Here is a 26,137-nt window from a genome sequence, read left to right as displayed (position 1 = left end):
GTTCAGCCCCCCAGAAACGATTTGCGGACTTCAGGATCGGCCAGAAGCTCTTTGCCGGTGCCGGTAAAGGCGTTTGCCCCCTGCACGAGCACATAGCCCTTGTCCGCGATCTCAAGCGCCTGACGGGCGTTTTGTTCGACCATCAGGATCGGGATGCCGGTGCGGGCAACCTCAATGATCCGGTCGAACAATTCGTCCATGACGATCGGGCTCACGCCCGCGGTCGGCTCGTCGAGCATCAGCACCTTGGGCTGGGTCATCAGCGCCCGGCCCACGGCGACCTGCTGGCGTTGACCGCCCGACAATTCGCCCGCGGCCTGAAGCCGCTTTTCCTTAAGGATCGGAAACAGGTCATAGACCTGCGCCATCGTATCGCGGAAATCATCGCGGCGGATGAAGGCGCCCATCTCAAGGTTCTCTTCCACCGTCATCGAGGTGAAGATGTTGGAGGTCTGGGGGACGAACCCCATGCCCTTGGCCACCCGGTCCTGCGGGCTGAGGGCAGTGATGTCTTCCCCATCAAGCCGCACATGTCCCTTGCGCATGTCGAGCATGCCAAAGACCGCCTTCATGCCCGTGGATTTGCCTGCGCCGTTGGGGCCGACGATCACGGCGATCTCGCCGCGGTCTACTGCGATGGTGCAGTCGTGCAGAATGTCGGGGCCATTGCCGTAGCCCGCAGTCATGCTGTCGCCGATCAGGAAGGGACCGCCGGGGGCGGGGTGGGTTTTGCCGCTGGCCTTGGGCATGATGCTGCCTTGGCCCTTTGCGTTGCCGACCGACCAGTCTTTGTTGCCGCGGTCGCCGTAGGGTTCATTGCTCATGCGCCTACCTTGTCCTTGTTCTTCAGGCCGGTGCCGAGATAGGCCTCGATCACCTGCTCGTTCGCCTTGATCTCATCGAGCGTGCCTTCGGCCAGCACGTGGCCCTCGGCCATGCAGATCACCGGGTCGCAAAGGCGGCCGATGAAATCCATGTCATGCTCGATGACGACGAATGTGTAATTGCGTTCTTTGTTCAGCCGGATGATCGCGTCACCGATGGTATTGAGCAGCGTGCGGTTCACGCCCGCGCCGACCTCATCAAGAAAGACGATCTTGGCATCCACCATCATGGTGCGGCCCAGTTCCAACAGCTTTTTCTGACCGCCGGAGATCTGGCCAGCCTTTTGCTCGGCCAGATGTTCGATGGTCAGGAATTCCAAGACCTCATCAGCCTTGGCTTTGAGCGCGCGCTCTTCATTGGCGATGCGTTTGGTGCCGAACCATGTGTTCCACAGCGTCTCACCCGATTGATCGCCGGGGACCATCATCAGGTTCTCGCGGCAGGTCATCGATGAAAACTCATGCGCGATCTGGAAGGTGCGCAGCAACCCCTTGTGGAACAGCTCATGCGGCGGCAGGCCGGTGATGTCTTCACCGTCCATGGTCACCCGGCCCGACGTGGGCTGAAGCACGCCAGCAATGACGTTGAACAGCGTGGTCTTGCCCGCGCCATTGGGACCGATCAAACCGGTGATCGATCCCTTCTCAATAGACAGGCTGGCCCCGTCCACGGCGTGAAAGCCGCCGAAATGTTTGTGTAAGTCGTCTACGACGATCATATGTCCATCCCCGTGTCCGCCACATTTGTGGCTGGTTTTTATTGGTCGTTGTTTTCCGCGCGGTTCGATGTGCGAACTGCGCCCATGATTACAGCGAGATGCGATTCTTGAAAGGAACCGTTTGGGTCAGATGAAAATGAACCCGCGCCCGCGTCGCGGTCTTCGCGGCGGGTGGATCGCTGGTATCGGCCTTTGCACCTCCCGCGCAAACAGCCATGGCCTGTGAAGCCATCCGTTGAGTGTTCATCTGTCTCTCCCTGACGGGACATGTTTCCCAGGTCCTCGCGGGGCGCCTTGTAGAGGCAGCGCCCGCGAAAGAAAAGGCGTTTTGAAAAAGCAAAGGCCCGATCGCATCGCGACCGGGCCCTGCAAGGTTCGATGACGCAGGGATCAGCGGTAGCCGACCGTGACCATCTTGCCGTCTTTCATCTCGATCTCACGGTAGCTGCCCGCGCTCTCGCCCGGTCCGATCAGCTCAACTGCGGATGCGCCGACATAGTCGACATCGCCGCCGTCCTTGAGGATCTGAAGCGCCTTGCCCAGTTCACCCGGCAGGATTTTCTCGCCCGGTGCGTTGGCCACTTCCATGACCTTTTCCTTGTAAGCGGCCGGATCGTTGGAGCCAGCAGCCTGCATCGCCAGCAGCATCAGAGCCGCAGCGTCATAGGATTCCGGTGAGAAGGCGTTGGTCGGCTCGAAACCGGCTTCCTTGCCCATCTTCTTGTAGGTGTCGGGGCCTTCGCCAGCCGCACTTGGGTTCTGACCAAAGGAGCCATCCGCGATCTCGGCGAACTTCTCTTCCAGCGTGTCGGAAACCATGCCGTCGGGGAACATGAATGTGTCGAACGCGCCTGCGTCCAGCGCGCCGTTCACGATGCCCGCGCCGCCCTGGTCGACGTAGCCTGCAACGATCAGCACTTCACCACCGGCCGAGGCCAGAGCGCCGACTTCGGCAGAGTAATCCGCCTTGCCGTCTTCATGCGATGTGTTGATGGTGACGGTGCCGCCGGATTCCTTGAACGCGGTCTCGAAGCTGTCGGCCAGACCCTTACCATAGTCGTTGTTGGTATAGGTGACGGCGACTTCCTTGATGCCACGGTCATTCAGGATGTCGGCCATAACCTGACCCTGACGGGCATCAGATGGCGATGTGCGGAAGAACAGGCCGTTGTCTTCGACGGTCGACAGAGCAGGCGATGTCGCGGAAGGCGAAATCATCACGATGCCGTTCGGAATGGCGACGTTTTGCAGCGAAGCGGTGGTCTCGCCCGAGCACATGCCGCCAACGATGCCGCTGACGCGGTCGGAGGTGATCAGACGCTCTGCGGATGCCACGGCAAGACCTGCGTCGATGCAGCCAGTGTCGCCACGCTCTGACGATACGGTCGCGCCATCGAGGAACATGCCGCTCTCGTTGACTTCGGCAATCGCCAGTTCTGCACCGGCGGCCATGTCATTGGCCAGCGATTCCAGCGGGCCGGTGAAGCCCAGCAGAATGCCGATTTTCGTATCTTCCGCATGCGCGCCAGTGGCGAGCAGAGCAACAGCCGTTGTGGCCATCAGTATTTTTTTCATTTGGTTCTCTCCCTTAGTTGAACTCTCGTTCTGATCGAACGTTAGGTTGTGGTTTCGGAAAAGAAAAGACGATTTATCAAGTGTTTTTAACGGGCGGCTTTTCGCGTGCGGCGGGTAGGGTGGTGGAAATGGGCGGCTGGATGTCTACATCCTACCCCAAGCCCCCATTCCCAAAGGAGCCTTCCCATGACATCCGCCAAACATATCGCGACCGCCACTCTGATCGGCCTCGGCAGTATCCACGCCGCAGCGGCGGTGAGTGCGCAAGACAGCCTGACGATCACGCCGATGGCCGAAGGTCTAGAGGCCCCCTGGGGCGTCGCACCCTTGCCCGGAGGGGGCCTTCTGGTCACGGAAAAAGCCGGGCGGCTGATCCATGAAAAAGATGGCACGCGGCAGGAAGTTTCGGGCCTGCCGGCGGTTGCGGTGGTCGGGCAAGGCGGTCTGCTCGACATCACATTGGCGCAGGACTTCGAGCAAAGTCGGGAACTGTTCCTGACCTATGCCAAACCCCAGGGGGGCGGCGGCGCGGGCACGGCATTGGCTTCTGCGCGCCTGTCGGAAGATGCCAGCACACTTGAGGGCCTGACCGAGCTTTTCGCTATGAAACCCGGCAGCGACGGTGGGCAGCATTTCGGCTCGCGCGTGGTTGAGGCACCGGATGGCACGCTTCTGGTGACCATTGGCGAGCGCGGCGACCGGCCCGCCGCGCAAGACCGCAGCACGCATAACGGCAGCATTATCCGGGTGAATCGCGACGGCTCGATCCCCGACGACAACCCCTTTGTGGACATGCCCGATGTGCTGCCCGAGATCTGGTCCTACGGCCACCGCAATCCGCAAGGCGCGGGGCTTGATCTGGAAGGGCGACTTTGGGTGTCTGAACATGGGGCCAAGGGCGGTGACGAAGTAAACCGCATCGCCAAAGGCGCGAACTATGGCTGGCCGGTGATTTCCTACGGGGAGCATTATTCAGGCGCGAAGATCGGTGAAGGGTCTGCAAAAGAGGGCATGGAGCAGCCCGTATTCTACTGGGACCCCTCCATCGCCCCTGCGGGTCTGATGGTCTACTCCGGCGCGCAGTTCCCGGAGTGGAAAGGCGATATGTTCGTAGGCTCGCTCAAGTTTGACTATATCGCCCGGCTGAGTGGTGACCCGCTGGAAGAGGTGCAGCAGATCAAAACAAAGGAAACCGCCCGCGTGCGCGACGTGGTCGAAGGCCCAGAGGGGGGCATCTGGTTCATCTCCGAATCAAATGGCACCGTCTACCGGATCACGCCCTAGGCCTTACGCAGGCTGCCGCGAGGATTGGCTGCCCCGCTCGCGGTAAGGGGTGGTCTGGTAATGCGCACGGTAGCATTTGGAAAAATGTGAGGGCGAAGCGAAACCACAGGCCAGCGCCACATTGATCACGCTCATATCCGTCTGCATCAACAAGTTGCGCGCCTTTTGCAGCCGCAGTTCCATGTAATATCGTTTCGGACTGCGGTTGAGATAGCGCCGGAACAACCGCTCCAACTGGCGGGTCGACATGCCAACGTCGCGCGCAAGGATCGACGGGCTGATCGGCTCTTCGATGTTGCGCTCCATCTGTTGGATGACTTGGCTGAGTTTGGGATGGCGCACACCGATTCGCGTGGGCACCGACAGGCGCTGCGTGTCTTGGTCGGTCCGGATCGAGGAATAGATCAGTTGATCCGCCACCGCATTGGCGGTTTCTTCGCCGTGGTCATCGGCGATAAGCTTGAGCATCAGATCCAACGAAGAGGTGCCGCCCGCCGTGGTCAGCCGGTTGCCGTCCATCACAAAGACCGATGTCGTCAGGACAACTTCCTCAAATTCCTCGCCAAAGCTGTCTTGGTTTTCCCAGTGGATCGTGGCGCGTTTGCCATCCAGCAGCCCAGCCTTGGCCAGCGTATGCGCGGCCGTACATAGTCCGCCAACCACCAGGCCTTTGCGCGCCTCGCGGCGCAGCCACGCCAGCAGCTTTTTGGTCGTCGCTGCCTGTACGTCGATGCCGCCACAGACCATGATCGTATCGTCGCGGCCTAATTCGTCGAGCCCGTTATCAAGCGCAAAGACCGCGCCTGAAGAGCTCATGCAGGTCTCGCCGCTTTCGCCCACGACCTGCCATTCATATGCCTCCCGCTCAAGCATGCGGTTGGTGATACGCAGGCATTCCACCGCCGAAGCAAAGCTCAGCAAGGTGAAATTTTCCAAGAGCACGAAGATAAAACGCCGTGGCTTGTCGGAGTGGGGGGGCATACGGGTGGCCGGGCGCGGTGGGGACATCTCGGCGTCTTTCTACTCAGGTCGTCTCTGCCAGCATGTGCCATGGCTGCCAGAACTTGCGGCAAACATTGCCCATGGCCCTGCCGCAACGTCAATAGGTCGTATTTCGGTTCTGGTCACTTTCCCCGCGCCTTTGTATAGAGAAAGATCACGAAGCGCCGACACTCGGCGCTGTGGAGCGGAGTAGAAAGATGACAGACTGGAGCACTTCAAGCTGGCGCAGCAAACCGCGCGTCCAGATGCCCGATTACCCTGACCAAGCCGCGTTGCAGGCGGTTGAGGCGCAGTTGGCACGCTATCCAGTCCTCGTTTTTGCAGGCGAAGCGCGCCGGTTGAAAAAGCATCTGGCTGCGGCGGGCCGTGGGGAGGCATTCCTTTTGCAGGGCGGCGATTGCGCCGAGAGCTTTGAGCAGTTCAGCTCTGACGCCATTCGCGACACGTTCAAGGTGATGTTGCAGATGGCAATCGTGCTGACCCACGGTGCCAAAGTGCCGGTAATCAAGCTGGGCCGTATGGCAGGTCAATTCGCCAAACCGCGCAGCGCTCCGACCGAGACGGTCGATGGTGTGGAATTGCCCAGCTACCGCGGCGACATCATTAACGATCTAGCCTTTACCGCAGAGTCCCGCATTCCGGACCCGCAAAAGATGCTGCGCGCCTACACACAGGCCGCCGCCACGCTGAACCTGCTGCGCGCCTTCTCGACCGGGGGCTATGCCGATGTGCATCAGGTCCACGGCTGGACGCTGGGCTTCACCGATGACGAAAAGGCCGAGAAGTACCGCGAGATCGCCAATCGTATCTCTGACACGCTGGACTTCATGGCCGCTGCGGGTGTGACCGCCGAAACGGCGCATACGCTGCAGTCAGTGGAGTTTTACACCAGCCACGAATCCCTGCTGCTGGAGTATGAAGAGGCGCTCTGCCGCCGTGACAGCCAGACCGGCAAATGGCTGGCAGGTTCGGGCCATATGATCTGGATCGGCGACCGCACACGGCAGCCGGACGGCGCGCATGTGGAATTCGCCCGTGGTGTGCAAAACCCCATCGGCCTGAAATGCGGTCCGTCCATGACCAGCGATGACCTCAAGCAATTGATGGCCAAGCTGAACCCCGACAACGAAGAGGGCCGTTTGACCCTGATCTCGCGCTTTGGTGCGGGGCAGGTGGGCGATCACCTGCCGCGTCTCATCAAAACCGTGCAGGAAGAGGGCGCGAATGTCGTTTGGACCTGTGACGCGATGCACGGCAATACGATCAAATCCTCGACCGGCTACAAAACCCGGCCCTTTGATTCCGTACTGCGCGAAGTGCATGAGTTCTTTGCCGTGCATAACGCCGAAGGCTCTGTCCCCGGTGGTGTGCATTTCGAGATGACCGGCCAAGACGTGACCGAATGCACCGGCGGTGTGCGGGCGGTCAGCGACGAAGACCTGTCAGACCGTTATCACACGGCCTGCGATCCCCGCCTGAACGCCAGCCAATCGCTGGAACTGGCGTTTTTGGTGGCCGAAGAACTGTCGAACCGCCGCTCGGCGCAGGCGACACGCGCGGCTGGATAACAGGCGCGGTCTTAGCCTGACTATATCATGGTAAACGCCGCCCCGCTTGATGTTGGGCGGCGTTTTTACGCCCGGACAACTGGCGCGCTATTCTTGCTTGGACTTCACCAATCGCAGATAGGGCGGAATATATCCCGTCGTGGCAGGTGTGAAACGGGCTTTCCCCTCAGCAAATCCAGTCTCCCTTGGCAAAGACGGCTGTTGACACGGGGCGGCATATCGCAAAGGTCGGGTCGCTCCGCCCAAGGTGCCGTGCCGGGTCGCCTGAGCCAGATCGAAACGCCGTGGGGTTTGGCCAATCTCGCCTTGCACGACCAAACAGCCAAGCACCCGGCTCACGTCGCCCAGATCGCTTTTCAGCGGCAAAAGCAGCATCCGCCCCGTCAGAGCCGGTCGACCATATGAGGCTACCGCACTGAGGTGGAGCGTGGTCTGCCCGGGCATCTGAAAAACTTCCTCTAGCGCTTCGGCGACCCGCGGGCGTGATCGCGTGCCGAAAAGGGCAGTGATCGGCATGCCGCGCACCTCCATCCCCATGAGGTCGCGCAGGTGACCGCCCGCGATGCGCAACCGTCCAACACCCACCGCGACACGCTCAAGGATAAAGGCATATTCCAGAGCGGATTCTATCCCACGCGGATCAATATCTGACCGTCGCGGCATCAATCTGTTGCCGCGCAAGGCTTCCCAATAGGCTTCGACCTGCGCCAGCGGGCCATAGCCAACATGCGTCCGATGATCTGACATGGCGACAACATTCTGCGCGGTGTGGCCTGTATTGCCCATTAAAACTTACCCATAAGGACTTGGCCAATACAGCTGCCGTTGTTGGAACGACAGCGGCACAATGCGGCCCAAGATATTACCAAATGATTAATACCGTAGGTCGAAAGGAAGTGCGTCAGGCTTTTGAGGAAATGGTTAATTGCACGGGCGGCAGATCGGGCATCGTGCCGGTCCGGGGCTTGCCCCTCGCGGGGGTTTCACCGTAAGGCAGGACATGACCGCCCTTGCAAGGAACGCACCGATGATCAGGTCCATGACAGGTTTCGCCTCTGCCTCCGGCGCTTTGGAGGGCTGGAGTTGGTCTTGGGAGCTGCGCGGGGTTAATGGCAAAGGGCTCGACCTACGCCTGCGCGTTCCTGATTGGGTGGAGGGGCTGGAAGTCGCCCTGCGCAAGCAGGTGACGGGAGAGGTGGCGCGGGGCAATATCACCTGTAACCTGCGCATAGCTTCAGCCGAGAATGACGGTACGCTGCAGGTCAACACTGCACAGGTCGACACGTTGCTTGCGGCGCTGCATGAAATCGAAGCCCGGGCGATGGATGCCGGTGTCTCGCTTGCACCCTCGCGGGCCAGTGACATTTTGACCATGCGCGGCGTGTTGGAACAGTCCGATCAGGCGCAGGACATTGATGCGCTGCGCGAGGCCTTGTTGGCAGAATTCCCTGCGGTCTTGGAGGACTTCAACGCCATGCGCCGCCAAGAAGGTGCTGCATTGGCGGACGTGATGCAGGACCAGTTGAACGAAGTAGAGACCCTCGCCGCCAAAGCCGCAGCATTGGCCGATGCGCGAAAAGAAGACACCGCCGCCAACCTGCGCCGCAACCTCGCGCGGGTGATGAACAACAGCGAAGGCGCGGATGCCGACCGGGTGGCGCAGGAACTGGCGCTGATTGCCGTCAAAGCCGATGTCACCGAAGAGATTGACCGCCTCGCCGCCCATGTCGCCGCTGCACGGGCGCTGATCGGTCAGGGCGGGCCGGTGGGGCGCAAGCTGGATTTCCTGATGCAAGAGTTCAACCGCGAAGCCAATACGCTCTGCTCCAAGGCGCAGAGCACGGAACTAACGACTGTCGGTCTGGCCTTGAAGGCGGTGATCGACCAAATGCGCGAACAAGTGCAAAATGTGGAGTAAGACGTGACAAACCCAAGCCGACGCGGCCTTCTGATCATCCTCAGTTCCCCCTCCGGGGCGGGCAAATCGACTATGGCCCGCGCCCTGCGCGCATGGGATCCGACGATCAATTTCTCGGTCTCCGCCACCACCCGCGCGCCCCGACCGGGCGAGGCAGACGGCAAGGATTACCGTTTCGTCGGCGAAGAGGACTTCCGACAGGCCGTGGCCAAAGGCGAGATGCTAGAGCACGCGCATGTCTTCGGCAACTTCTACGGGTCCCCCAAAGCCCCCGTGCAGGCGGCAATCGATCAGGGGCAGGACATCCTTTTCGACATCGACTGGCAAGGCGCACAGCAGATCCGCAACTCGGACCTGAACACCCATACGCTGTCGATTTTCCTACTGCCGCCGTCGATCACAGAATTGAAACGCCGTTTGGAGAGCCGGGGGCAGGACGATGCCGCGACAATCGCCAAGCGGATGGGCAAAAGCTGGGATGAGATCAGCCACTGGGATGGCTATGATTTTGTGCTGGTGAATGATGACCTAGACCAGACCGAAGCGCGGCTCAAATCCATCATCACCGCCGCCCGGCTGCGGCTGAGCCAGCAGCCCGCGATCAAGGACCATGTCCGCCGCCTGCAATCTGAATTTGAGGATTTGAAATGACCCTTTATGCCCTCGCCGACGCCCGCCCCGAAGTCGCCCCCGAGGCTTGGGTCGCCCCTGATGCCAATGTCATCGGCAAGGTGACGCTTGGACCCGAAGCCTCGGTCTGGTTCGGCAGCACCTTGCGCGGCGACAATGAAATGATCACCGTGGGGCGCGGCAGCAATGTGCAAGAGAACTGCGTTTTCCACACTGATATGGGCTATCCGCTAACCGTAGGCGAAGATTGCACCATCGGCCATAAAGTCATGCTGCACGGCTGCACCATCGGCGACAACAGCCTGATCGGCATGGGCGCCACGGTGCTGAACGGCGCCAAGATTGGCAAGAACTGCCTGATCGGGGCAGGGGCGCTGATTACCGAAAACAAGGTGATCCCCGATGGGTCGCTCGTTATGGGTGTGCCGGGCAAAGTGGTACGGGAGCTTGATGCGCAGGCGATCCAGCGGCTGACTGCGAGCGCCAAACACTATGCCGAAAACGCCGCGCGCTTCCGCCGCGATCTTGAACCGCTCTGACATGGGCAGCACCGCCGTTACATTGGCCGATGTGGTCGCGGCGCTGCCGCTGCCGAGCGTTGCGATCAACGCCGAAGAGCGGATCACCGTTCTCAATGCCCCCGCCGAGGATTTGCTCGGCAAGGGCCTGCTGGGGCGCCATTTCGTCACCGCATTGCGGCAGCCCGGGCTGGTTAAGGCGGTCGAACGGTGCCTTGCCGGAGACGGCCCTTGCCAAGCGCGGTTCACGAGCATCGGCGGCGAACATGGCACCACCTATGACGTCAGCCTGCGCCCTTTGGGCGATCACGGGATTGTTCTGCTAAGCTTCAATGACGTGACGGAGATGGCGCAGGCAGGCCAGATGCGCCGCGATTTCGTGGCGAATGTGAGCCATGAGTTGCGCACCCCGCTCACTGCGCTCATCGGATTTATCGAAACGCTGCAGGGCCCGGCGCGTGATGACACGGCGGCGCGCGAACGGTTTCTGGGGATCATGGCGCAGGAAGCCGAGCGGATGAACCGACTGGTGGGCGAGCTTTTGTCGCTCAGCCGGGTCGAGGCCGAAGAGCGCGTGCGCCCGGAAGTGCCGATTGACCTGCGCGATGTGCTGCGCGGCACCCTGCGCAACCTTGCGCCGCTGGCGGTGGATAGCAACGTGACATTGGCGCCGACATTGGGCGATGCCCCGGCGCGTGTATTGGGGGATGCGGATCAATTGGTGCAGGTCTTTACCAATCTTATCGAGAACGCGATCAAATACGGCGGGCGCGACAACAGGGTCGAGATTTCGGTTAAAAGCACGGCCCATGACCCGGCAATGCGCGGCCCGGCGGTCTATGTCAGCGTGCGCGACCACGGCCCCGGCATTGATGCGATTCACCTACCACGCCTGACCGAACGGTTCTACCGCGTCGACAGCCATCGCAGCCGCGCGCTTGGAGGGACGGGGCTGGGATTGGCCATCGTCAAACACATTATGAATCGCCACCGCGGGCGGCTTAAGATCACCAGTACCCCCGGCCAGGGTGCGGAATTCCGCGTGATTTTGCCGATGAAAACGGAATCTGACTAAATTTTGTAGAAATTTGGTGATTCAGGCCGACTGTCATGAAACTGTAACGTTGCTGTCACAAAAGCACAGCACCGCCTTCATAGACCGGGCGCAGATCACCATGGGGTGGTCACCAATTCGCATCTGACAGGAGATATCATGTCACTCGCAAAACTCACCACTTCCGCCCTGGCGATTGCCGCCGTATCCGCAACTGCTGCTGCCGCGCGTGACCAAGTACAGGTTGCCGGTTCCTCGACCGTGCTGCCATATGCCTCCATCGTCGCCGAAGCCTTTGGCGAGAACTTCGACTTCCCGACACCGGTCGTGGAATCGGGCGGTTCCTCGGCTGGCCTCAAACGTTTCTGCGAAGGCGTGGGCGAGAACACCATCGACGTGGCCAACGCCTCGCGCCAGATCAAAGACGCCGAAGTGGCGGCCTGTGCCGAGAACGGCGTGACCGACATCATCGAAGTGCGCATCGGCTATGACGGCATCGTTTTCGCCTCCGACATCAACGGCGAGACTTTCGCCTTCACCCCGACCGATTGGTACAAGGCTCTGAGCGCCAAAGTTGTCGTCGACGGCGAAGTGACCGAGAACCCCTATACCACATGGGATCAGGTCAACCCCGACTTCCCCGCGCAGCCGATCCAAGCCTTCATCCCCGGCACCAAACACGGCACACGTGAAGTGTTCGAGGAAAAAGTGATCCTCGCGGGCTGTGAAGAAACCGGCGATCTTGAAGTTTTCGCCGAAGCTGCGGGCGGCGACGAGAAAGCGGCTGAGAAAGAGTGCATCAGCCTGCGCACCGACGGCAAGTCGGTCGACATCGACGGCGACTACACCGAGACGCTGGCACGCATCGAAAGCAACAAAGACGGCATCGGCGTCTTCGGTCTGGCCTTCTATGAGAACAACACCGACAAGCTTCAGGTTGCCACCATGGGCGACGTCGAGCCGACCACCGAAAGCATTGCATCCGGTGACTATCCTGTGTCGCGTCCGCTGTTCTTTTACGTCAAGAAAGCCCACATCGGTGTGATCCCGGGCCTGAAAGAATACGCTGAATTCTTCGTCGCAGACGAAGTGGCTGGCCCCGACGGCCCGCTGGCCGAATACGGTCTGGTCTCCGACCCCGAACTGGCCGAGACCCAGTCCGTGGTGGCAGACGAAACCGTCATGGGCAGCGGTTCCTAAGCCTTACTATAATGACACCGGGGGCGGGCAACTGCCCCCGGTTTTTTCGCTTTTTGATCCACCGGGGGACATGTGGGACAAATACTGACATCAAGCGCGGTGCTACCGCTGGTCATCCTGATCGCGGCTTTGGCACTGGGCGGGTACTTCCTTGCGCGGGGTCGGGCTTTGACCTCGGCCCAGGGCGACAGCCGCAATCTGCATTCGCTGCCCAGCTATTACGGCTATAACGCGGTGATGAGCGTGGCAGTGCCCGCGCTTTTGGTTCTGGGTACCTGGCTACTGGTGCAGCCGATGCTGGTGCAATCTTCGGTGGTCGATATGATCCCCGCCGGAGCGGTGCCCGAAGGGTCCTCCGTCAACTTAATCATGAGCGATGTGCGCCGTCTGGCCGATGGGCTGGATGCGACGGTTTCTGCAGGTGGCATGAGCGCTGGCGATGCGTCGGACCTCTCCGCCGCTGGGGAACTGCGCGCGTTGCTGGCCGAGCGAGGCGTCGCCATTGGGGCTGAAATCAGCCCCGAAGTCCTCGCCGCTGCGCAGACTTACCGCGAGATGTCGGCCACGGGCAATTTCTGGCGCAACATCATCGTAGCCCTGATTGCCCTTGCCGGGCTGGTCATGGTTCTGCGCGAAACCAACGCCGAATTTCGCGCCCGCAATCGGGTCGAAGGTGGCATCAAAGCGCTGCTGATCCTCGCCGCATCGCTGGCGATCCTGACCACCGTGGGCATCGTGCTGTCGATGCTGTTTGAGACGATCAATTTCTTCAAGCTGCATCCTTGGACTGACTTCTTCTTCGGCTCCTCCTGGGCGCCCAATTTCCGCGGCGACAGTGATCTGTCGATCCTCCCGCTGCTCTGGGGAACTCTCTATATCTCTCTCATCGCGCTGCTGGTGGCCGTGCCCATCGGGCTTTTCGCGGCGATCTACCTGAGCGAATACGCGGGCCCCAAGGTGCGTGCCACGGCCAAACCACTTCTGGAAATCCTCGCCGGTATCCCCACCATCGTCTACGGTCTGTTCGCATTGCTGACCGTGGGGCCGTTCCTTGTGGAGGTGTTCGGTCGCAGCGATGCAGGGCTTCTGGGCGTTGACTGGATGTCGGGGGCGACCTCGGTTCTGACCGCAGGGCTGGTGATGGGCATCATGCTGATTCCCTTCGTCTCCTCCCTGTCCGATGACATCATCAACGCGGTGCCTCAGTCGCTGCGCGACGGCTCCTTTGGCTTGGGTGCCACACAGTCCGAGACGATCCGTCAAGTCGTGATCCCCGCCGCCTTGCCGGGTATCGTCGGCGCCGTTTTGCTGGCCGCGAGCCGCGCCATCGGTGAGACGATGATCGTCGTGCTGGGGGCAGGGGCCATCGCCCGGATCTCGGCCAACCCGCTGGAAGCCATGACCACCATCACCACCCGCATCGTCAGCCAGCTCACCGGGGACAGCGATTTTGCCAGCCCTGAAACGCTGGTGGCCTTCGCCCTTGGCCTGACCCTCTTCGTCCTGACCTTGGGCCTCAACGTGCTGGCCCTCTACATCGTGCGTAAATACCGGGAGCAGTACGAATGAGCGATATCCCCAACCCCGCAGCCCCCTTCGCAGACCCGCGCGGCGCGTCCTTGCTGAAGCAAGACGCGCGTACCAAACGCCGCAACGCCGCCGAGGGTCGTTTCAAACTCTATGGTATCGTGGCGATCACCATCGGCTTGCTGATGCTGCTCACGCTGCTCTTTACCATCATCTCGCGAGGGACGGGCGCGTTCCAGCAGACCTATGTGACACTTTCCGTGCCGCTCTTGGAACACAAGCTCGACAAGAACGGCAACCGCGATCTGGAAGACATCAAAAAGGTCTCGACCTTCGGTTATTCCCCTCTGCTGAACGCGGCCTTCGAGAATAAGATCGAAACTGCAGACATCGAAAGTGACCTGAAAGCCAAGGCTATGGCTGGCATCCTGTCGAAAGATGCCGCCGCCCAATTGCGTGATCATGTGCTTGCCAACCCGGGCCTAATCGGCCGCGATGCGGAGTTTGAATTCCTCACCAACAGCCGCGTCGATGGCTATCTCAAGGGCCGTGTCAGCCGTGAGAGCATCGCCAACGACAAGAACATCAGCGCCGAGCAGCTTGATCTGGTTGATGCGCTGATCGCAGATGGCAGTATTGAAAAACGCTTCAACCTCGACTTCATCACTGGCGCCGACGCCTCTGACGCACGGCCCGAAGCGGCGGGCATGGGTGTGGCAATGATCGGTTCATTCGCAATGATGCTGGTGGTGCTGGTGCTGGCACTGCCAATCGGAGTCGCGGCCTCGATCTATCTTGAAGAGTTCGCACCGAAAAATTGGATCACCGACATTATTGAGGTGAACATCAGCAACCTCGCGGCGGTCCCGTCGATCGTCTTTGGCATCTTGGGCCTTGCGGTTTTTATCAATTACATGCACCTGCCAAACTCCGCACCCTTGGTCGGTGGTCTGGTGCTGACGCTGATGACCCTGCCGACGATCATCATCTCGACCCGCGCCTCGCTGAAATCCGTGCCGCCCTCGATCCGCGATGCGGCGCTCGGGGTAGGGGCCTCAAAGATGCAATCGGTTTTCCACCATGTGCTGCCATTGGCTGCGCCCGGCATCCTGACCGGGACCATCATCGGGTTGGCCCAAGCGCTTGGGGAAACAGCGCCTTTGCTGCTGATCGGGATGGTCGGCTTCATCGCCTCCAACCCGCCGGAAAGCATTGCCGAGGGACTGATGTCGCCGAACTCCGCCATGCCGGCCCAGATCTACGAATGGGCCAAACGCGCTGACCCGGCCTTCTATGAACGCGCTTGGGGCGGTATCATCATCTTGCTGGTGTTCCTGATCTCAATGAACGCCATCGCCGTGCTGCTGCGCCGTCGCTTTGAGCGGCGCTGGTAAACGAGGGACGGGACCATGAAAGACAACAGATATTCGGAGAGTGACGTGACAATCCAACCCGTCAAGATCGCGGCCCGCAATGTGCAGGTCTACTACGGTGACAGCCACGCCATTCGCGACGTGGACATCGACATCAACGACAAGACAGTGACCGCCTTTATCGGCCCGTCGGGCTGCGGCAAGTCGACTTTCTTGCGCTGTATCAATAGGATGAACGACACAATTGATTCAGCCCGTGTGACTGGCGATATCCGGATCGACGGCGAAGACATCTATGACAAACGCGTCGATCCGGTGCAGCTGCGGGCCAAAGTGGGCATGGTGTTCCAAAAGCCGAACCCGTTTCCGAAGTCGATCTACGACAACGTCGCCTACGGCCCGCGCATCCATGGGCTGGCGCGCAACAAGGCCGATCTGGATGAGATTGTCGAACAGGCGCTGCGCCGTGGGGCGATCTGGAACGAGGTGAAAGACCGTCTGCACGCGCCGGGCACCGGCCTCTCGGGCGGACAACAGCAACGTCTGTGCATCGCCCGCGCCGTCGCGACAGAGCCGGAAGTGCTTCTGATGGACGAACCTTGCTCAGCCCTTGATCCGATCGCCACCGCGCAAGTTGAGGAATTGATTGACGAATTGCGGCAGAATTATTCCGTCGTGATCGTCACACACTCCATGCAACAGGCCGCACGGGTGAGCCAGAAGACCGCCTTCTTCCACCTCGGGAACCTCGTTGAATATGGCGACACCGACGACATTTTCACGCGCCCCAAAGACCCGCGCACCGAAAGCTACATCACCGGCCGTATTGGATAATATCATGTCAGATCAACACATTGCATCAGCATTCGACCGCGATCTGGAAGCCGTTCAGGCGCAGATCCTCAAAATGGGCGGCTTGGTCGAAGACGCCATTCGCCGTGGTGCCCAGTCACTTGAAACCCGCGACGAAGAGCTCGCCAATGAGGTGAGGGCAGGGGACAAGGCCATCGACGGGCTGGAAGAGCAGATCAACGAAAGCGCCGCCCGCGTCATCGCCTTGCGCGCCCCGACGGCCATTGACCTGCGTCTGACGCTCAGCGTCATCAAGATTAGCGCCAACCTGGAACGCATTGGCGACTATGCGAAAAACATGGCCAAGCGCAGCAGCGTGCTGAACCAGATGGAGCCGGTCAGCGACAGCACCGGCGCGATCCGCCGCATGGCCGGCGCGGTTGAGGCGATGCTGAAAGATGCACTTGACGCCTATATCCAGCGCGATGCCGATCTAGCGCGCGACGTGATCACGCGCGACGAAGATGTCGACCAGATGTATAACGCGCTGTTCCGTGAATTCCTGACCTTCATGATGGAAGACCCACGCAGCATTACCGCCTGCATGCACCTGCATTTCATCGCCAAGAACGTTGAGCGTATGGGTGACCATGTGACCGCCATCGCCGAACAGGTCGTCTATTTGGTGACTGGTGAGACGCCTGAGGACGACCGGCCCAAGGCTGACCGCACCTCGATCATCACGAAGGGCTGAGACGATGGACGTGACCCGGCCACAGGTTTTGCTGGTAGAAGACGAACCCGCGCAACGAGAGGTGCTGGCCTATAACCTCGAAGCCGAAGGCTTTGAGGTACGGCGCGCCGAGGATGGTGAGGAAGCCATGCTGCTGGTGTCAGAGGCCGCACCTGATCTAGTGATCCTCGATTGGATGATGCCCTTGATGAGCGGCATCGAAGTCTGCCGCCAGCTAAAGTCGCGAGAGAGCACCAGGCATATCCCGGTCATCATGCTCTCAGCGCGCTCCGAGGAAGTGGACACAGTACGGGGCCTTGAGACAGGCGCGGATGACTATGTGATCAAGCCGTACAATCTGCGCGAACTCATGGCACGGGTGCGGACGCAACTGCGGCGGACACGACCCGCAGCCGCAGGCGCGCTTCTAAGCTTTGATGACATCCAGCTTGATCCGGAGCGTCACCGTGTGAGCCGTGCGGGCAATGAGCTGAAACTGGGGCCGACTGAGTACCGATTGCTTACAACGTTGCTGGAGAAACCCGGCCGGGTGTTCAGCCGTGACCAACTGCTCGATCACGTTTGGGGCCGCGATATCTATGTCGACACACGCACCGTCGACGTTCACATTGCGCGGTTGCGCAAGGCGCTGACCCGCGAAGGCGGCGGCGATCCGATCAGAACGGTACGTGGGGCCGGATACGCCTTGGGTTAAGCAATATTGTGCCTTCCGCAGAGCTCTATTTAGTTACATAATACCAATTATACGCTTTGTGTATTTCTGTAGATGGATTCACAAATGAAGTGCGAATTCTGTATTAAAACAGAACCTTGCATGGAGTTGATCAATGGGACGCTGCTACCCTCACCTGAACCTCAAAGAACGTCGCAAGCTGGCCAGATGGCTTGAAGCGAAGATGCCCGTCAAAGAGATCGCCGACAATCTGCAACGCGCGCCGTCAACGATCTACCGTGAGATCAGACGAAACACCTATTCTGATACCGAACTTCCGCAGCTGAATGGCTACCACGCCATGATTGCACAGGATCAATATGAGAAGCGTCGTGCGGTGCATCGCAAGTTGATCCGAGACCCGGAGATCAAGGCAGCTGTTCGCGACCGGTTTGATGCCGGTTGGTCGCCCGAACAGATCGCCGGGCGCATGAAGCTGGAACGCCATCCGATGCGGGTCAGTCACGAGACGATTTACCGTTACGCCTATTCTAACGATGGCCGTGCTGAGAAGTTTTATCGCCACCTGCCTGAGCATCGCAGGCGTCGCAGGCCACGTGGAACGCGCAAGCATCATGGGCGTAGGTTTCTTGAGGAATTGGCCATAGCCCATCGTCCCGAAGCGATAGCCGAACGTAGCCAGTTCGGGCATTGGGAGTGCGATCTGGTTATGTTCCGCAAGGAGTTTGGGAAAGCGAATGTGACTTCGTTGGTCGAACGCGTGAGCCGGTTCGCTGTCGTTTTAAAGAACCCAGATCGTCAGTCAAAGCCGGTAATGGAAGGCCTGATTGATAGCTTGTCTCCCCTGCCCGCTGAAGCCCGTCGCAGCATCACATTTGATCGCGGCACAGAGTTCACTGCCTGGCGGCATTTGAAAGCTGGGCTTGGTGTCGACGCTTGGTTCTGCGACCCCCAATCGCCTTGGCAGAAGGGTACGGTCGAAAACACCAACAACCGTCTACGCCGCTACCTTCCGCGAAAGGCTGATCCCACGGTGCTCACAGATCGATATTTAAGGTCGATCTGCGACTGTCTCAACAATACGCCGCGCAAGTGCCTGGGGTATCAAACGCCCGCTGAAGTCTTCCGATTGAACCTGATGGAAAGGGTGACGTCACCCTGATAAACTGATCAAACAGAAATTGCACTTCAACGTGAATTCACATACTGGCCTTTTGTTGCGTTCTTCTCGCCACAGTAGCACCTCAATGCCACCTGACGCTGGACAGCGCCAGTTTCGCTCCGTTAACACTATCTAGATGATTTTGAGCGAGTGATTATGGCCTCTGTACTGATTTTGAACGGCCCGAACCTGAACCTTTTAGGCACACGACAGCCTGAGGTTTATGGCAAAACGACCTTGTCGGATGTCGAAGCTCTCTGCGCGGCGGAAGCTGCGCGGCTGGGGTTAGAGGTACAGTTTGCGCAGTCTAACCATGAAGGTGCGCTGATTGAGCTGATTCATGAGGCCCGCAGCCGTCACGCAGGTATTGTTTTGAACGCTGGCGCTTACACGCATACATCGATTGCCCTGATGGATGCTATTGCTTCGGTCGAACTGCCTGTGGTCGAAGTGCATCTGAGCAATATACATGCCCGAGAAAGCTTCCGGCACAGGTCCTATATCGCCCCTGTGGCCATCGGCCAAATCTGCGGATTCGGTGCACACGGCTATGTTCTGGCACTTCAGGCCCTTCAACATCGTCTCGTAAGCTAATGACTTTGCGCGACTATCTTCACAAGATCGCGCATAGCCCGACAATCGAAGAACTCTGGAATGCCCATACGCGACAGATGGCTGACTACGGGTTCGACCGGTTGATCTACGGCTTCACGCGCTACCGAACCCCGACTTCGCTGGGCGATCCAGCGGATTTTGTGATTTTGAGCAATCAAAGCTCAGAATATTTGAATGGATATCTGCACAGCGGGCTTTATTTCAACGCCCCGATGGTTCGTTGGGCGCTGAACAACGAAGGCGCTTGTAGCTGGGGCGTCCTTTATGAAATCGCACAACGCGAAGGTCTGACCGAGACGGAAAACCGGGTGATTGAGTTCAACCGCAGCATGGATGTGACGGCCGGCTATACGATCAGTTTCCGCTCGATTTCGGCACGGTCCAAGGGTGCCATTGCGCTGACAGCCAAACGCGGGATGACTCAACAGGAAGTTGACGCCATCTGGGCAGAGCATGGGGCGGATATCCAACTCATGAATGAGATCGCGCATCTTAAAATCCTCTCCCTACCCTATAGCAGCCCCAACCGCAGCCTCACGCGCCGCCAGCTTGAAGTGCTTGAATGGGTTGGAGATGGCAAGACGACGCAGGACATCGCTCTTTTGATGGGTCTGACGGCCGCTACGGTGGAAAAGCACCTCCGTCTCGCGCGCGAAGCGCTGTCGGTTGAGACGACGGCTCAGGCCGTATTGAAGGCCGCCTTCGCGAACCAAATGTTCGTTATGGATCCTTAATATATTAAGGTATGGAAAACCTTACTGGAACCTAGGGTGGTAGATGTCCATGGTCCGCCAGTATCGCGGGTGTTCGCATCAGCGATACGACGGGCCGTTAATCCCTGTAATACCAGGGCACTTCTCGGGCCGCCGGTCTCAGTCAGGTATATTTTTCACCTGGCTGACCGGAACCCTACCCAACACTTAAGGAAACACCCTGCCCTGCACTGTTGCAAGACGCTACTATTCGCAAATTTCCGCGAAACGAAAAAAGGCGACGCATCGGAATGCGCCGCCTTTTTCGTAATATAGATGAAAGGCTTAGCCTTTGGCAGCCTTAGCCACTTCGGCGGCGAAGTCTTCTTTGACAACTTCGATGCCTTCGCCAACTTCCAGACGCACGAAACCGGTGATGGTTGCGCCGATTTCTTCTGCTGCTTTGCCGACGGTCAGGTCGGGGTTCACAACGAAGGACTGGTTCAGCAATGTCACTTCGGACATGTACTTCTGCATCCGGCCAACGATCATCTTTTCGATCACGGCTTCGGGCTTGCCGCTTTCACGTGCGATGTCCATCTGGACCTGCTTTTCTTTCTCGACAACTGCCGGGTCCAGATCAGCTTCGGAGAGCGACGCTGGGTTCACAGCGGCAATGTGCATCGCAACCTGCTTACCGAACTCTTCGTTGCCACCGTTCATGGCAACCAGAACGCCGATTTTGCCCATGCCGGGTGCAGCTGCGTTATGCACGTAGGAAACAACGGTCTCGCCGTCGATGCTTTCCATGCGGCGCAGGGACATGTTCTCGCCGATTTTGGCGATGGCGTCGGTCAGCGTGGTCTCAACGGATTTGCCATTGATCTCAGCCGCTTTCAGCGCTTCGACGTCATCGGCTTTCAGCGCCGCGTCTGCGATGTTGCTGACCATGGACTGGAATTCAGCGTTCTTGCCGACGAAGTCGGTTTCGGAGTTCACTTCAACCGCGACACCGTGACCGCCTTCAACCTTAACGGCCACAAGGCCTTCGGCTGCTGTACGACCGGATTTCTTCGCCGCTTTGGCCAGACCTTTGGTGCGCAGCCAGTCAACGGCGGCTTCCATGTCGCCGTTGCTTTCTGTCAGTGCCTTTTTGGCGTCCATCATGCCTGCGCCGGTGGTGTCGCGCAGTTCCTTGACCATGGATGCTGTGATTGCCATCTCGTGGGTCTCCTTTGGAAATAAGGGGGCGGGCCCGAGGCCCGCAAATATTGGAAATCGGGGCAGGTTACCCTGCCCCGTGTTTCAGGTCCGTAACGCTTAGCCTTCGGCTTTTGCGACGGTCTCTTTCTTGGATTCGATGTCCAGCGGTGCATCTTTGCCCATGGCATCGTTGTGCACGGTCTCTTCGGACGCATTGCCGATTTCGACGCCGGTGCTTTCTTCGCTTACCGCTTCTTCCTGCGGTGCTTCTTCCATCGCGCCGAGGTCAACGCCTGCCGCACCCAGCTGAGCCGACATGCCGTCAAGCGCCGCACGTGCTGCCAGATCGCAATAGAGCGAGATGGCGCGGGCCGCGTCGTCGTTGCCGGGGATGATGTAGTCAACGCCATCGGGCGAGCAGTTGGTGTCAACCACGGCCACAACCGGAATGCCCAGTTTGTTAGCTTCGGCGATTGCCAGTGCTTCTTTTTTCACGTCGATGACGAACAGAAGGTCCGGACGACCGCCCATTTCACGGATACCGCCCAGCGATGCTTCCAGTTTGAACTGGTCGCGCTCCATGCCAAGACGCTCTTTCTTGGTCAGGCCTTCAAAGCCGCGCTCGGACTGCTCATCGATGTTTTTCAGACGGTTGATCGACTGCGAAACGGTCTGCCAGTTGGTCAGCGTGCCGCCGAGCCAACGGTGGTTCATGTAATACTGTGCGCATTTCTCTGCGGCTTCGGCGATCGGCTGGGCAGCCTGACGCTTGGTACCGACGAAGAGAACGCTGCCGCCTTTGGCGACGGTGTCACGGATGATTTTCAGCGCATCGTCCAGCATAGGAACGGTTTGCGTGAGGTCCATGATGTGGATGCCGTTGCGTGCGCCGTAGATGTACGGGCCCATGCGGGGGTTCCAGCGCTGTGTCTGGTGACCAAAGTGTACGCCTGCTTCAAGCAATTGGCGCATGGAGAACTCAGGAAGAGCCATGTCTTTATACCTTTCCGGTTTAGCCTCATCGGGGGTATGACAGCGATATGCTGCCAACCGGCGGACGTTTTGGGATTTCTCCCCAAAAGGCCCAACCCCGACTGCGGGTTCAAGTGGGGCGCGTATAGGCCAGCACGCGCTGCGGTGCAAGGGCTTATTGCACACCGGTCTGGCGGGCACTGTGCCCTGCCCGCACCATGGCTTCGCAGCGCTGCGCCAGTGCCTTGCGCCCGGCAAACGCCGCCACGGGCAGCGGCGAGTGATAGACCACCTCGACCGTTCCCTGTTTCCGCGCGGCCAAGGTTGTGAGCAGATGCGCACCGAAAGACATATCCCCCCACCAGCCGTAAAAGCGCGCATCTTCGCCCCGGGGCGCATGGTAGATCACGCTCACCGGCTGCACCGCGATCTCATCACGCAGTTCGGAATCAAAAAAGGCCTCGAAAAGCGTCGTTTTAAAGGGCAGCACTTGTAGCCCATCGGTGCTGGTGCCTTCGGGGAAGAACAACAGCTTATGCCCTGCCATCAACCGCGCGCGAAAGACCTCGGTCTGGCTGCGGGCTTCAGCCCGGTCCCGCCGGATAAAGACCGTCCCCGTGGCCCGCGCCAACCAACCAATACCGGGCCAGCCTGCGACTTCGGATTTGGAGACAAAATAAATCCGTTTTGCCGCGTTAAGCGCGAAAATATCTAGCCATGATGTATGGTTGGCCACCACCGCGCCACGCCCCTCCATCGGTGTGCCATGTCTGACAAAGCGCATGCCCAGCACCCAAAAGGCCGCGCGACAGACCGTCTGCGTGATATAGGGTGTCACAGGCCGGTGCAGTCCGAAAATTGGCCGCTCAACCAGCCGCAGCAGAACCAGGATCACCAGACCGCCAAAGACCAAAAGCGCAAGCAACAAGCCGCGCAGGACCACACGCAGCGTCCCTCCGAAGGTCAGCCGCAGGTTCGGCGGTGGCTGGTCACTGTCCCAAGTCGTAGTCATCCAGCGCCCCCACCATAAATTCGCGACTGGCGTGCACTCATCTGCTTCGTATCAAGGATCAGGCAGACATCTGTGGTGTTAAAGGCGCGGTCAATATAGGCGCCCTCCCCTACAGAACCACCCAAACGAAGATATGCTTTGATCAGGCTCGGCACTGCCAACATGGCCTTGCGTCGATCAAGGTCCTCTTCTGGGATCAGGTCCATCGGCGCAAATTCCCGGGCGCGAACGCGCAGTTCCAGAGGCGCAAGATGCCGGTGATGGAGAAGCGAAAGTGGCTCGGCCAAAGTGGCCGTATCGGTGCCATGAAAACTCGCCACACCAAACAGAACCTCGATCTCATGCTCTGCCACATAGCGCGCCAAGGCGCCCCAGAGATGGTGCATCGCAGCACCACCGCGGTACCTCGGATCAAGGCAAGACCGCCCGAGTTCCAACAACTTGCGCCCCGATTGTATCAGCGGTGTCAGGTCGTATTCCGCCTCGGAATAGAAGCCCCCTGCCCGCGCGGCCATGTCGCCGCGCATCACACGGTAAACGCCCGCGAGCTTGCCATTGCGCAGATCCGTCAAAAGTAGGTGATCAAAGAAGGGGTCAAACCGGTCCCGCTCCAACCCCGCCGCATGGTCCACCATCGCGCCGCCGCCACCAAGCTCTTGGACAAAGACCTCATAGCGCAGCCGTTGCGCAGCCTGCACATCGGCGTCCGTTTGCGCCAGTCTGACCTGAAAATCTGCTGCAACGCCCCGCGGCATCGGCCATTCCTGTGCGTAAAACAAAGTCTCCGCCTGATAGGCAATCAGCCCCTGAGGCGCAACACTTGCCAGAAGGACAGCGATCGCCTACTCTTCCTATAGTTGCGTTATATAAAATAACTTCCACTATTAAGGATTTGGAAAGGATCACCCCTCATCAAAGACCGGCACCAATTCTAAGCGAAAGCTGTCTATGACCACCTTGCCCTGGTCACGAAAGTTGACCGTCACCTTGCCGCCGATGTTGCTTTGCACTTGGCCTGCGCCCCATTCGGGGTGTTGCGGATGCATGACCAACATGCCCGGCGTAAGCAGCGCATTTAGATCATCCATGCGTTTTCCAATCATTCTGGGAGGCCAACATGGGCCAGATTAACCTCGACCTGCCCGCACTCATCGGCAGCCGCATCTGTCACGACTTGATATCGCCAATTGGTGCGATCAACAACGGCCTTGAACTGCTCAATATGGCGGGCACCGGGGCTGCTCCGGGGCCAGAGCTTGAGCTGATCGGCCAAAGCGTGGAAAGCGCCTCTGCCCGGATCCGTTTTTTCCGCATCGCTTTTGGCGCCGCCGGTGAACAGACCATGGGTCAGGGTGAGGTGACATCAATCTTACGCGATCTCTACGCCGGCTCACGGGTTGAGATCGACTGGCAAATCACCACGCCACAATCGCGCAACTGCGTGCGGATGGCATTCCTTGCTCTGCTGTGTATGGAAACAGCCCTTCATCATGGCGGGCGGATCACTGTTGCTGAGGAGGCCGGCCATTGGCGGCTGCAAGCTGAAGCCGACAAAATTGCCGTCGAAGCTGAGCTTTGGGCGCTTCTGTCTCAGCCAGATCAAGACAAGCCCCTTCAGCCGGCGCAGGTTCAATTCGCGCTTCTGCCAATCCTCGCCCAAGTACAGGGGAAAGAGATCACTCTGGACCGGAGCGAAACGGAACTGACCCTGTCCTTTTAGGTGTTAGCTGCGCACCGTGCCGTCGCCGCGCACGAGATACTTAAAGCTCGTCAACTGCGCCGCCCCGACCGGGCCGCGAGCGTGGAGCTTGCCAGTGGCGATGCCAATCTCCGCGCCCATGCCAAACTCGCCGCCATCGGCAAATTGGGTCGAGGCATTGTGCATCAAGATTGCAGAATCCAACCCATTCAGGAACGTCGCTGCGGTCTCATGGTTCTCGGTCAGAATGCAATCTGTATGGCCCGAGCCATACTGACGGATATGGGCCATAGCGGCCTGCACATTGGGTACTGTTCGCGCGGCGACGATCATGTCGAGGTATTCCTGCCCCCAATCCGTATCCGCGGCAGGCACGGTTCCGGAAATATCCTGCAATACCGCATCTGCGCGCACTTCGACACCAGAATCGACCAGCGCGCGGATCACACCATTGCCGATGGTCTTTGCGATATCTTCATGGATCAAAAGGCATTCCGCGGCACCGCAGATACCTGTGCGCCGCGTCTTGGCGTTCAACACCACTCTAAGCGCTTTCTCGGGGTCCGCCTCGGCATCAATAAAGATGTGCACGATACCCTCCAGATGGGCAAAGACCGGCACCCGCGCTTCACGTTGCACCAGCCCGACAAGCCCTTTGCCGCCACGGGGCACGATCACGTCAATGGTATCGGTCATGGTCAACATTTCACGTACCGCAGCGCGGTCGCGGGTCGGCACAAGCTGCACTGCATCTTCGGGCATCCCCGCATTCCGCAGCCCTTGCTGCAAGCAACGGTGGATCGCGCGCGAGGAATGAAAGCTCTCCGATCCGCCGCGCAGGATGACCGCATTTCCTGCCTTAAGGCAGAGCGCGCCAGCATCCGCCGTCACATTGGGGCGCGATTCATAAATCACTCCGATGACCCCCAGGGGCGTGCGAACACGCTGAATGTTCAACCCCGAAGGCTGGTCCCAATCGGCAATCACTTCGCCCACCGGATCAGCCTGTTCCGCGACAGAGCGCAACCCATCGACCATGCCGCGAATGCGGTCTTCATCCAGCATCAACCGGTCCATCATCGCGTCCGACAAACCTTTGTCGCGGCCAAAGTCGAGGTCTTTGGCATTGGCGGCAATGATATCGGCTCGGTCATTCCATACGGCTTCGGCGGCACCAAACAGGGCGGCGTGTTTACGCTCTGCCGTCGCGGTGGCCAATTCTGTCGCCGCAGCGCGGGCACGGGCACCGATATCGGCCATCAGTTCGGGAATATTTTCGATGTCATTCATGGCCTTATACCCCTGTCTTAA

General features: G+C 59.4%; 28 protein-coding genes. 16 read left to right on the top strand and 12 right to left on the bottom strand.

The genetic code is table 11. The features are described 5' to 3' along the window. Window positions 1-2: 2 nt before the first annotated feature. From K3759_RS07915 to K3759_RS07900, 4 genes are all read right to left on the bottom strand, one after another. Window positions 3-824 carry an ABC transporter ATP-binding protein gene (locus K3759_RS07915; protein ID WP_259985468.1) on the bottom strand — a complete coding sequence of 274 codons (822 nt, stop codon included), beginning with the start codon at window positions 822-824 and terminating at the stop codon, window positions 3-5. Beyond that, entirely contained in the window at window positions 821-1,603 is a 783-nt protein-coding gene (locus K3759_RS07910) for an ABC transporter ATP-binding protein (protein ID WP_259985467.1), read from the bottom strand. Before K3759_RS07910 ends, K3759_RS07915 begins: the two co-directional genes overlap by 4 nt. An 88-nt stretch (window positions 1,604-1,691) precedes the next feature. After that, window positions 1,692-1,850 carry a hypothetical protein gene (locus K3759_RS07905; RefSeq protein ID WP_259985466.1) on the bottom strand — a complete coding sequence of 53 codons (159 nt, stop codon included), beginning with the start codon at window positions 1,848-1,850 and terminating at the stop codon, window positions 1,692-1,694. A gap of 143 nt (window positions 1,851-1,993) precedes the next feature. After that, window positions 1,994-3,178, bottom strand: a complete 1,185-nt coding sequence (locus tag K3759_RS07900; RefSeq protein WP_259985465.1) for an ABC transporter substrate-binding protein — start codon at window positions 3,176-3,178, stop codon at window positions 1,994-1,996. Window positions 3,179-3,364: 186 nt separating this feature from the next. Here K3759_RS07900 and K3759_RS07895 point away from each other — a divergent pair, with 186 nt between their 5' ends. Beyond that, window positions 3,365-4,462 carry a PQQ-dependent sugar dehydrogenase gene (locus K3759_RS07895; protein WP_259985464.1) on the top strand — a complete coding sequence of 366 codons (1,098 nt, stop codon included), beginning with the start codon at window positions 3,365-3,367 and terminating at the stop codon, window positions 4,460-4,462. A 3-nt stretch (window positions 4,463-4,465) separates the two neighbouring features. Here the strand turns inward: K3759_RS07895 and K3759_RS07890 are convergent, their stop codons facing one another. Next, window positions 4,466-5,470, bottom strand: coding sequence for a GlxA family transcriptional regulator (locus K3759_RS07890; RefSeq protein ID WP_259985463.1), 1,005 nt, complete (start codon window positions 5,468-5,470; stop codon window positions 4,466-4,468). A 191-nt stretch (window positions 5,471-5,661) separates the two neighbouring features. Here K3759_RS07890 and K3759_RS07885 point away from each other — a divergent pair, with 191 nt between their 5' ends. Then, complete coding sequence (locus tag K3759_RS07885) at window positions 5,662-7,032, top strand: class II 3-deoxy-7-phosphoheptulonate synthase (protein WP_259985461.1); 1,371 nt, start codon at window positions 5,662-5,664, stop codon at window positions 7,030-7,032. Window positions 7,033-7,119: 87 nt separating this feature from the next. On the opposite strand, the gene K3759_RS07880 is transcribed toward K3759_RS07885, so the two are convergent. Then, entirely contained in the window at window positions 7,120-7,818 is a 699-nt protein-coding gene (locus K3759_RS07880; protein ID WP_259985459.1) for a PAS domain-containing protein, read from the bottom strand. A 241-nt stretch (window positions 7,819-8,059) separates the two neighbouring features. Between K3759_RS07880 and K3759_RS07875 the strand changes: the two genes are divergently transcribed. The 13 genes from K3759_RS07875 (at window position 8,060) to K3759_RS07815 (ending at window position 19,982) form a co-directional block, all read left to right on the top strand. Continuing rightward, window positions 8,060-8,950: a YicC/YloC family endoribonuclease gene (locus tag K3759_RS07875; RefSeq protein WP_259985457.1), complete on the top strand. Its 891-nt coding sequence runs from the start codon at window positions 8,060-8,062 to the stop codon at window positions 8,948-8,950. Window positions 8,951-9,022: 72 nt separating this feature from the next. Then, window positions 9,023-9,601, top strand: coding sequence for a guanylate kinase (gene gmk / locus K3759_RS07870; RefSeq protein ID WP_259985599.1), 579 nt, complete (start codon window positions 9,023-9,025; stop codon window positions 9,599-9,601). Further along, entirely contained in the window at window positions 9,598-10,119 is a 522-nt protein-coding gene (locus K3759_RS07865) for a gamma carbonic anhydrase family protein (protein ID WP_259985455.1), read from the top strand. Before gmk ends, K3759_RS07865 begins: the two co-directional genes overlap by 4 nt. A gap of 1 nt (window position 10,120) precedes the next feature. Beyond that, window positions 10,121-11,173 (top strand): cell wall metabolism sensor histidine kinase WalK, encoded by a 1,053-nt coding sequence (locus K3759_RS07860; RefSeq protein WP_259985597.1) that lies wholly within the window; start codon window positions 10,121-10,123, stop codon window positions 11,171-11,173. 138 nt (window positions 11,174-11,311) lie between these two features. Further along, complete coding sequence (locus K3759_RS07855) at window positions 11,312-12,352, top strand: substrate-binding domain-containing protein (RefSeq protein ID WP_259985454.1); 1,041 nt, start codon at window positions 11,312-11,314, stop codon at window positions 12,350-12,352. 72 nt (window positions 12,353-12,424) lie between these two features. After that, window positions 12,425-13,921 (top strand): phosphate ABC transporter permease subunit PstC, encoded by a 1,497-nt coding sequence (gene pstC, locus K3759_RS07850; RefSeq protein ID WP_409202506.1) that lies wholly within the window; start codon window positions 12,425-12,427, stop codon window positions 13,919-13,921. Further along, window positions 13,918-15,273 carry a phosphate ABC transporter permease PstA gene (gene pstA / locus K3759_RS07845; protein WP_259985453.1) on the top strand — a complete coding sequence of 452 codons (1,356 nt, stop codon included), beginning with the start codon at window positions 13,918-13,920 and terminating at the stop codon, window positions 15,271-15,273. Before pstC ends, pstA begins: the two co-directional genes overlap by 4 nt. Window positions 15,274-15,288: 15 nt before the next feature. Further along, entirely contained in the window at window positions 15,289-16,086 is a 798-nt protein-coding gene (gene pstB / locus K3759_RS07840) for a phosphate ABC transporter ATP-binding protein PstB (protein ID WP_259985452.1), read from the top strand. Window positions 16,087-16,090: 4 nt separating this feature from the next. Next, a complete protein-coding gene (gene phoU / locus K3759_RS07835; RefSeq protein WP_259985451.1) occupies window positions 16,091-16,798 on the top strand; it encodes a phosphate signaling complex protein PhoU in 708 nt (235 codons plus the stop codon). A gap of 4 nt (window positions 16,799-16,802) precedes the next feature. Then, on the top strand, window positions 16,803-17,492 hold the full coding sequence (phoB, locus tag K3759_RS07830; protein WP_067936042.1) for a phosphate regulon transcriptional regulator PhoB: 690 nt from the start codon (window positions 16,803-16,805) through the stop codon (window positions 17,490-17,492). Window positions 17,493-17,625: 133 nt separating this feature from the next. Then, on the top strand, window positions 17,626-18,633 hold the full coding sequence (locus K3759_RS07825; RefSeq protein ID WP_259985450.1) for an IS30 family transposase: 1,008 nt from the start codon (window positions 17,626-17,628) through the stop codon (window positions 18,631-18,633). A 156-nt stretch (window positions 18,634-18,789) separates the two neighbouring features. Continuing rightward, window positions 18,790-19,227 (top strand): type II 3-dehydroquinate dehydratase, encoded by a 438-nt coding sequence (gene aroQ, locus K3759_RS07820; protein ID WP_259985449.1) that lies wholly within the window; start codon window positions 18,790-18,792, stop codon window positions 19,225-19,227. Further along, window positions 19,227-19,982, top strand: a complete 756-nt coding sequence (locus K3759_RS07815; protein ID WP_259985448.1) for a LuxR family transcriptional regulator — start codon at window positions 19,227-19,229, stop codon at window positions 19,980-19,982. Before aroQ ends, K3759_RS07815 begins: the two co-directional genes overlap by 1 nt. Window positions 19,983-20,285: 303 nt before the next feature. On the opposite strand, the gene tsf is transcribed toward K3759_RS07815, so the two are convergent. The 5 genes from tsf to K3759_RS07790 form a co-directional block, all read right to left on the bottom strand. After that, window positions 20,286-21,161: a translation elongation factor Ts gene (tsf, locus tag K3759_RS07810; RefSeq protein WP_259985447.1), complete on the bottom strand. Its 876-nt coding sequence runs from the start codon at window positions 21,159-21,161 to the stop codon at window positions 20,286-20,288. Between the two features lie 99 nt (window positions 21,162-21,260). Further along, a complete protein-coding gene (gene rpsB / locus K3759_RS07805; protein WP_259985446.1) occupies window positions 21,261-22,136 on the bottom strand; it encodes a 30S ribosomal protein S2 in 876 nt (291 codons plus the stop codon). 154 nt (window positions 22,137-22,290) lie between these two features. Further along, window positions 22,291-23,127 (bottom strand): 1-acyl-sn-glycerol-3-phosphate acyltransferase, encoded by an 837-nt coding sequence (locus K3759_RS07800; protein WP_259985443.1) that lies wholly within the window; start codon window positions 23,125-23,127, stop codon window positions 22,291-22,293. Next, a complete protein-coding gene (locus tag K3759_RS07795) occupies window positions 23,124-23,882 on the bottom strand; it encodes a GNAT family N-acetyltransferase (protein ID WP_259985442.1) in 759 nt (252 codons plus the stop codon). The genes K3759_RS07800 and K3759_RS07795 overlap by 4 nt, the downstream gene beginning before the upstream one ends. Window positions 23,883-24,029: 147 nt before the next feature. Beyond that, the gene (locus tag K3759_RS07790) at window positions 24,030-24,215 is read right to left on the bottom strand and encodes a DUF3553 domain-containing protein (RefSeq protein WP_259985441.1); all 186 of its coding nucleotides are present in this window, start codon (window positions 24,213-24,215) and stop codon (window positions 24,030-24,032) included. Between the two features lie 29 nt (window positions 24,216-24,244). Between K3759_RS07790 and K3759_RS07785 the strand changes: the two genes are divergently transcribed. Then, window positions 24,245-24,847 (top strand): histidine phosphotransferase family protein, encoded by a 603-nt coding sequence (locus K3759_RS07785; RefSeq protein WP_259985440.1) that lies wholly within the window; start codon window positions 24,245-24,247, stop codon window positions 24,845-24,847. A 3-nt stretch (window positions 24,848-24,850) separates the two neighbouring features. Here K3759_RS07785 and K3759_RS07780 read toward each other — a convergent pair whose 3' ends face one another. Beyond that, window positions 24,851-26,116, bottom strand: coding sequence for a glutamate-5-semialdehyde dehydrogenase (locus tag K3759_RS07780; protein ID WP_259985439.1), 1,266 nt, complete (start codon window positions 26,114-26,116; stop codon window positions 24,851-24,853). Window positions 26,117-26,137: the final 21 nt, after the last annotated feature.

Source organism: Sulfitobacter sp. W027 (assembly GCF_025143985.1).
Lineage (GTDB): Bacteria > Pseudomonadota > Alphaproteobacteria > Rhodobacterales > Rhodobacteraceae > Sulfitobacter.
The sequence above is the reverse complement of the archived record's forward strand: the minus strand, read 5'-3'. Positions and strand labels throughout refer to the sequence as shown.

What these genes read in the sequence shown, in the direction of transcription:
- K3759_RS07915 (WP_259985468.1), bottom strand. Translation starts at nt 824, where the DNA reads ATGAGCAATGAACCCTACGGCGACCGCGGCAACAAAGACTGGTCGGTC.
- K3759_RS07910 (WP_259985467.1), bottom strand. Translation starts at nt 1,603, where the DNA reads ATGATCGTCGTAGACGACTTACACAAACATTTCGGCGGCTTTCACGCC.
- K3759_RS07905 (WP_259985466.1), bottom strand. Translation starts at nt 1,850, where the DNA reads ATGAACACTCAACGGATGGCTTCACAGGCCATGGCTGTTTGCGCGGGA.
- K3759_RS07900 (WP_259985465.1), bottom strand. Translation starts at nt 3,178, where the DNA reads ATGAAAAAAATACTGATGGCCACAACGGCTGTTGCTCTGCTCGCCACT.
- K3759_RS07895 (WP_259985464.1), top strand. Translation starts at nt 3,365, where the DNA reads ATGACATCCGCCAAACATATCGCGACCGCCACTCTGATCGGCCTCGGC.
- K3759_RS07890 (WP_259985463.1), bottom strand. Translation starts at nt 5,470, where the DNA reads ATGTCCCCACCGCGCCCGGCCACCCGTATGCCCCCCCACTCCGACAAG.
- K3759_RS07885 (WP_259985461.1), top strand. Translation starts at nt 5,662, where the DNA reads ATGACAGACTGGAGCACTTCAAGCTGGCGCAGCAAACCGCGCGTCCAG.
- K3759_RS07880 (WP_259985459.1), bottom strand. Translation starts at nt 7,818, where the DNA reads ATGGGCAATACAGGCCACACCGCGCAGAATGTTGTCGCCATGTCAGAT.
- K3759_RS07875 (WP_259985457.1), top strand. Translation starts at nt 8,060, where the DNA reads ATGATCAGGTCCATGACAGGTTTCGCCTCTGCCTCCGGCGCTTTGGAG.
- gmk (WP_259985599.1), top strand. Translation starts at nt 9,023, where the DNA reads ATGGCCCGCGCCCTGCGCGCATGGGATCCGACGATCAATTTCTCGGTC.
- K3759_RS07865 (WP_259985455.1), top strand. Translation starts at nt 9,598, where the DNA reads ATGACCCTTTATGCCCTCGCCGACGCCCGCCCCGAAGTCGCCCCCGAG.
- K3759_RS07860 (WP_259985597.1), top strand. Translation starts at nt 10,121, where the DNA reads ATGGGCAGCACCGCCGTTACATTGGCCGATGTGGTCGCGGCGCTGCCG.
- K3759_RS07855 (WP_259985454.1), top strand. Translation starts at nt 11,312, where the DNA reads ATGTCACTCGCAAAACTCACCACTTCCGCCCTGGCGATTGCCGCCGTA.
- pstA (WP_259985453.1), top strand. Translation starts at nt 13,918, where the DNA reads ATGAGCGATATCCCCAACCCCGCAGCCCCCTTCGCAGACCCGCGCGGC.
- pstB (WP_259985452.1), top strand. Translation starts at nt 15,289, where the DNA reads ATGAAAGACAACAGATATTCGGAGAGTGACGTGACAATCCAACCCGTC.
- phoU (WP_259985451.1), top strand. Translation starts at nt 16,091, where the DNA reads ATGTCAGATCAACACATTGCATCAGCATTCGACCGCGATCTGGAAGCC.
- phoB (WP_067936042.1), top strand. Translation starts at nt 16,803, where the DNA reads ATGGACGTGACCCGGCCACAGGTTTTGCTGGTAGAAGACGAACCCGCG.
- K3759_RS07825 (WP_259985450.1), top strand. Translation starts at nt 17,626, where the DNA reads ATGGGACGCTGCTACCCTCACCTGAACCTCAAAGAACGTCGCAAGCTG.
- aroQ (WP_259985449.1), top strand. Translation starts at nt 18,790, where the DNA reads ATGGCCTCTGTACTGATTTTGAACGGCCCGAACCTGAACCTTTTAGGC.
- K3759_RS07815 (WP_259985448.1), top strand. Translation starts at nt 19,227, where the DNA reads ATGACTTTGCGCGACTATCTTCACAAGATCGCGCATAGCCCGACAATC.
- tsf (WP_259985447.1), bottom strand. Translation starts at nt 21,161, where the DNA reads ATGGCAATCACAGCATCCATGGTCAAGGAACTGCGCGACACCACCGGC.
- rpsB (WP_259985446.1), bottom strand. Translation starts at nt 22,136, where the DNA reads ATGGCTCTTCCTGAGTTCTCCATGCGCCAATTGCTTGAAGCAGGCGTA.
- K3759_RS07800 (WP_259985443.1), bottom strand. Translation starts at nt 23,127, where the DNA reads ATGACTACGACTTGGGACAGTGACCAGCCACCGCCGAACCTGCGGCTG.
- K3759_RS07795 (WP_259985442.1), bottom strand. Translation starts at nt 23,882, where the DNA reads ATGCCGCGGGGCGTTGCAGCAGATTTTCAGGTCAGACTGGCGCAAACG.
- K3759_RS07790 (WP_259985441.1), bottom strand. Translation starts at nt 24,215, where the DNA reads ATGGATGATCTAAATGCGCTGCTTACGCCGGGCATGTTGGTCATGCAT.
- K3759_RS07785 (WP_259985440.1), top strand. Translation starts at nt 24,245, where the DNA reads ATGGGCCAGATTAACCTCGACCTGCCCGCACTCATCGGCAGCCGCATC.
- K3759_RS07780 (WP_259985439.1), bottom strand. Translation starts at nt 26,116, where the DNA reads ATGAATGACATCGAAAATATTCCCGAACTGATGGCCGATATCGGTGCC.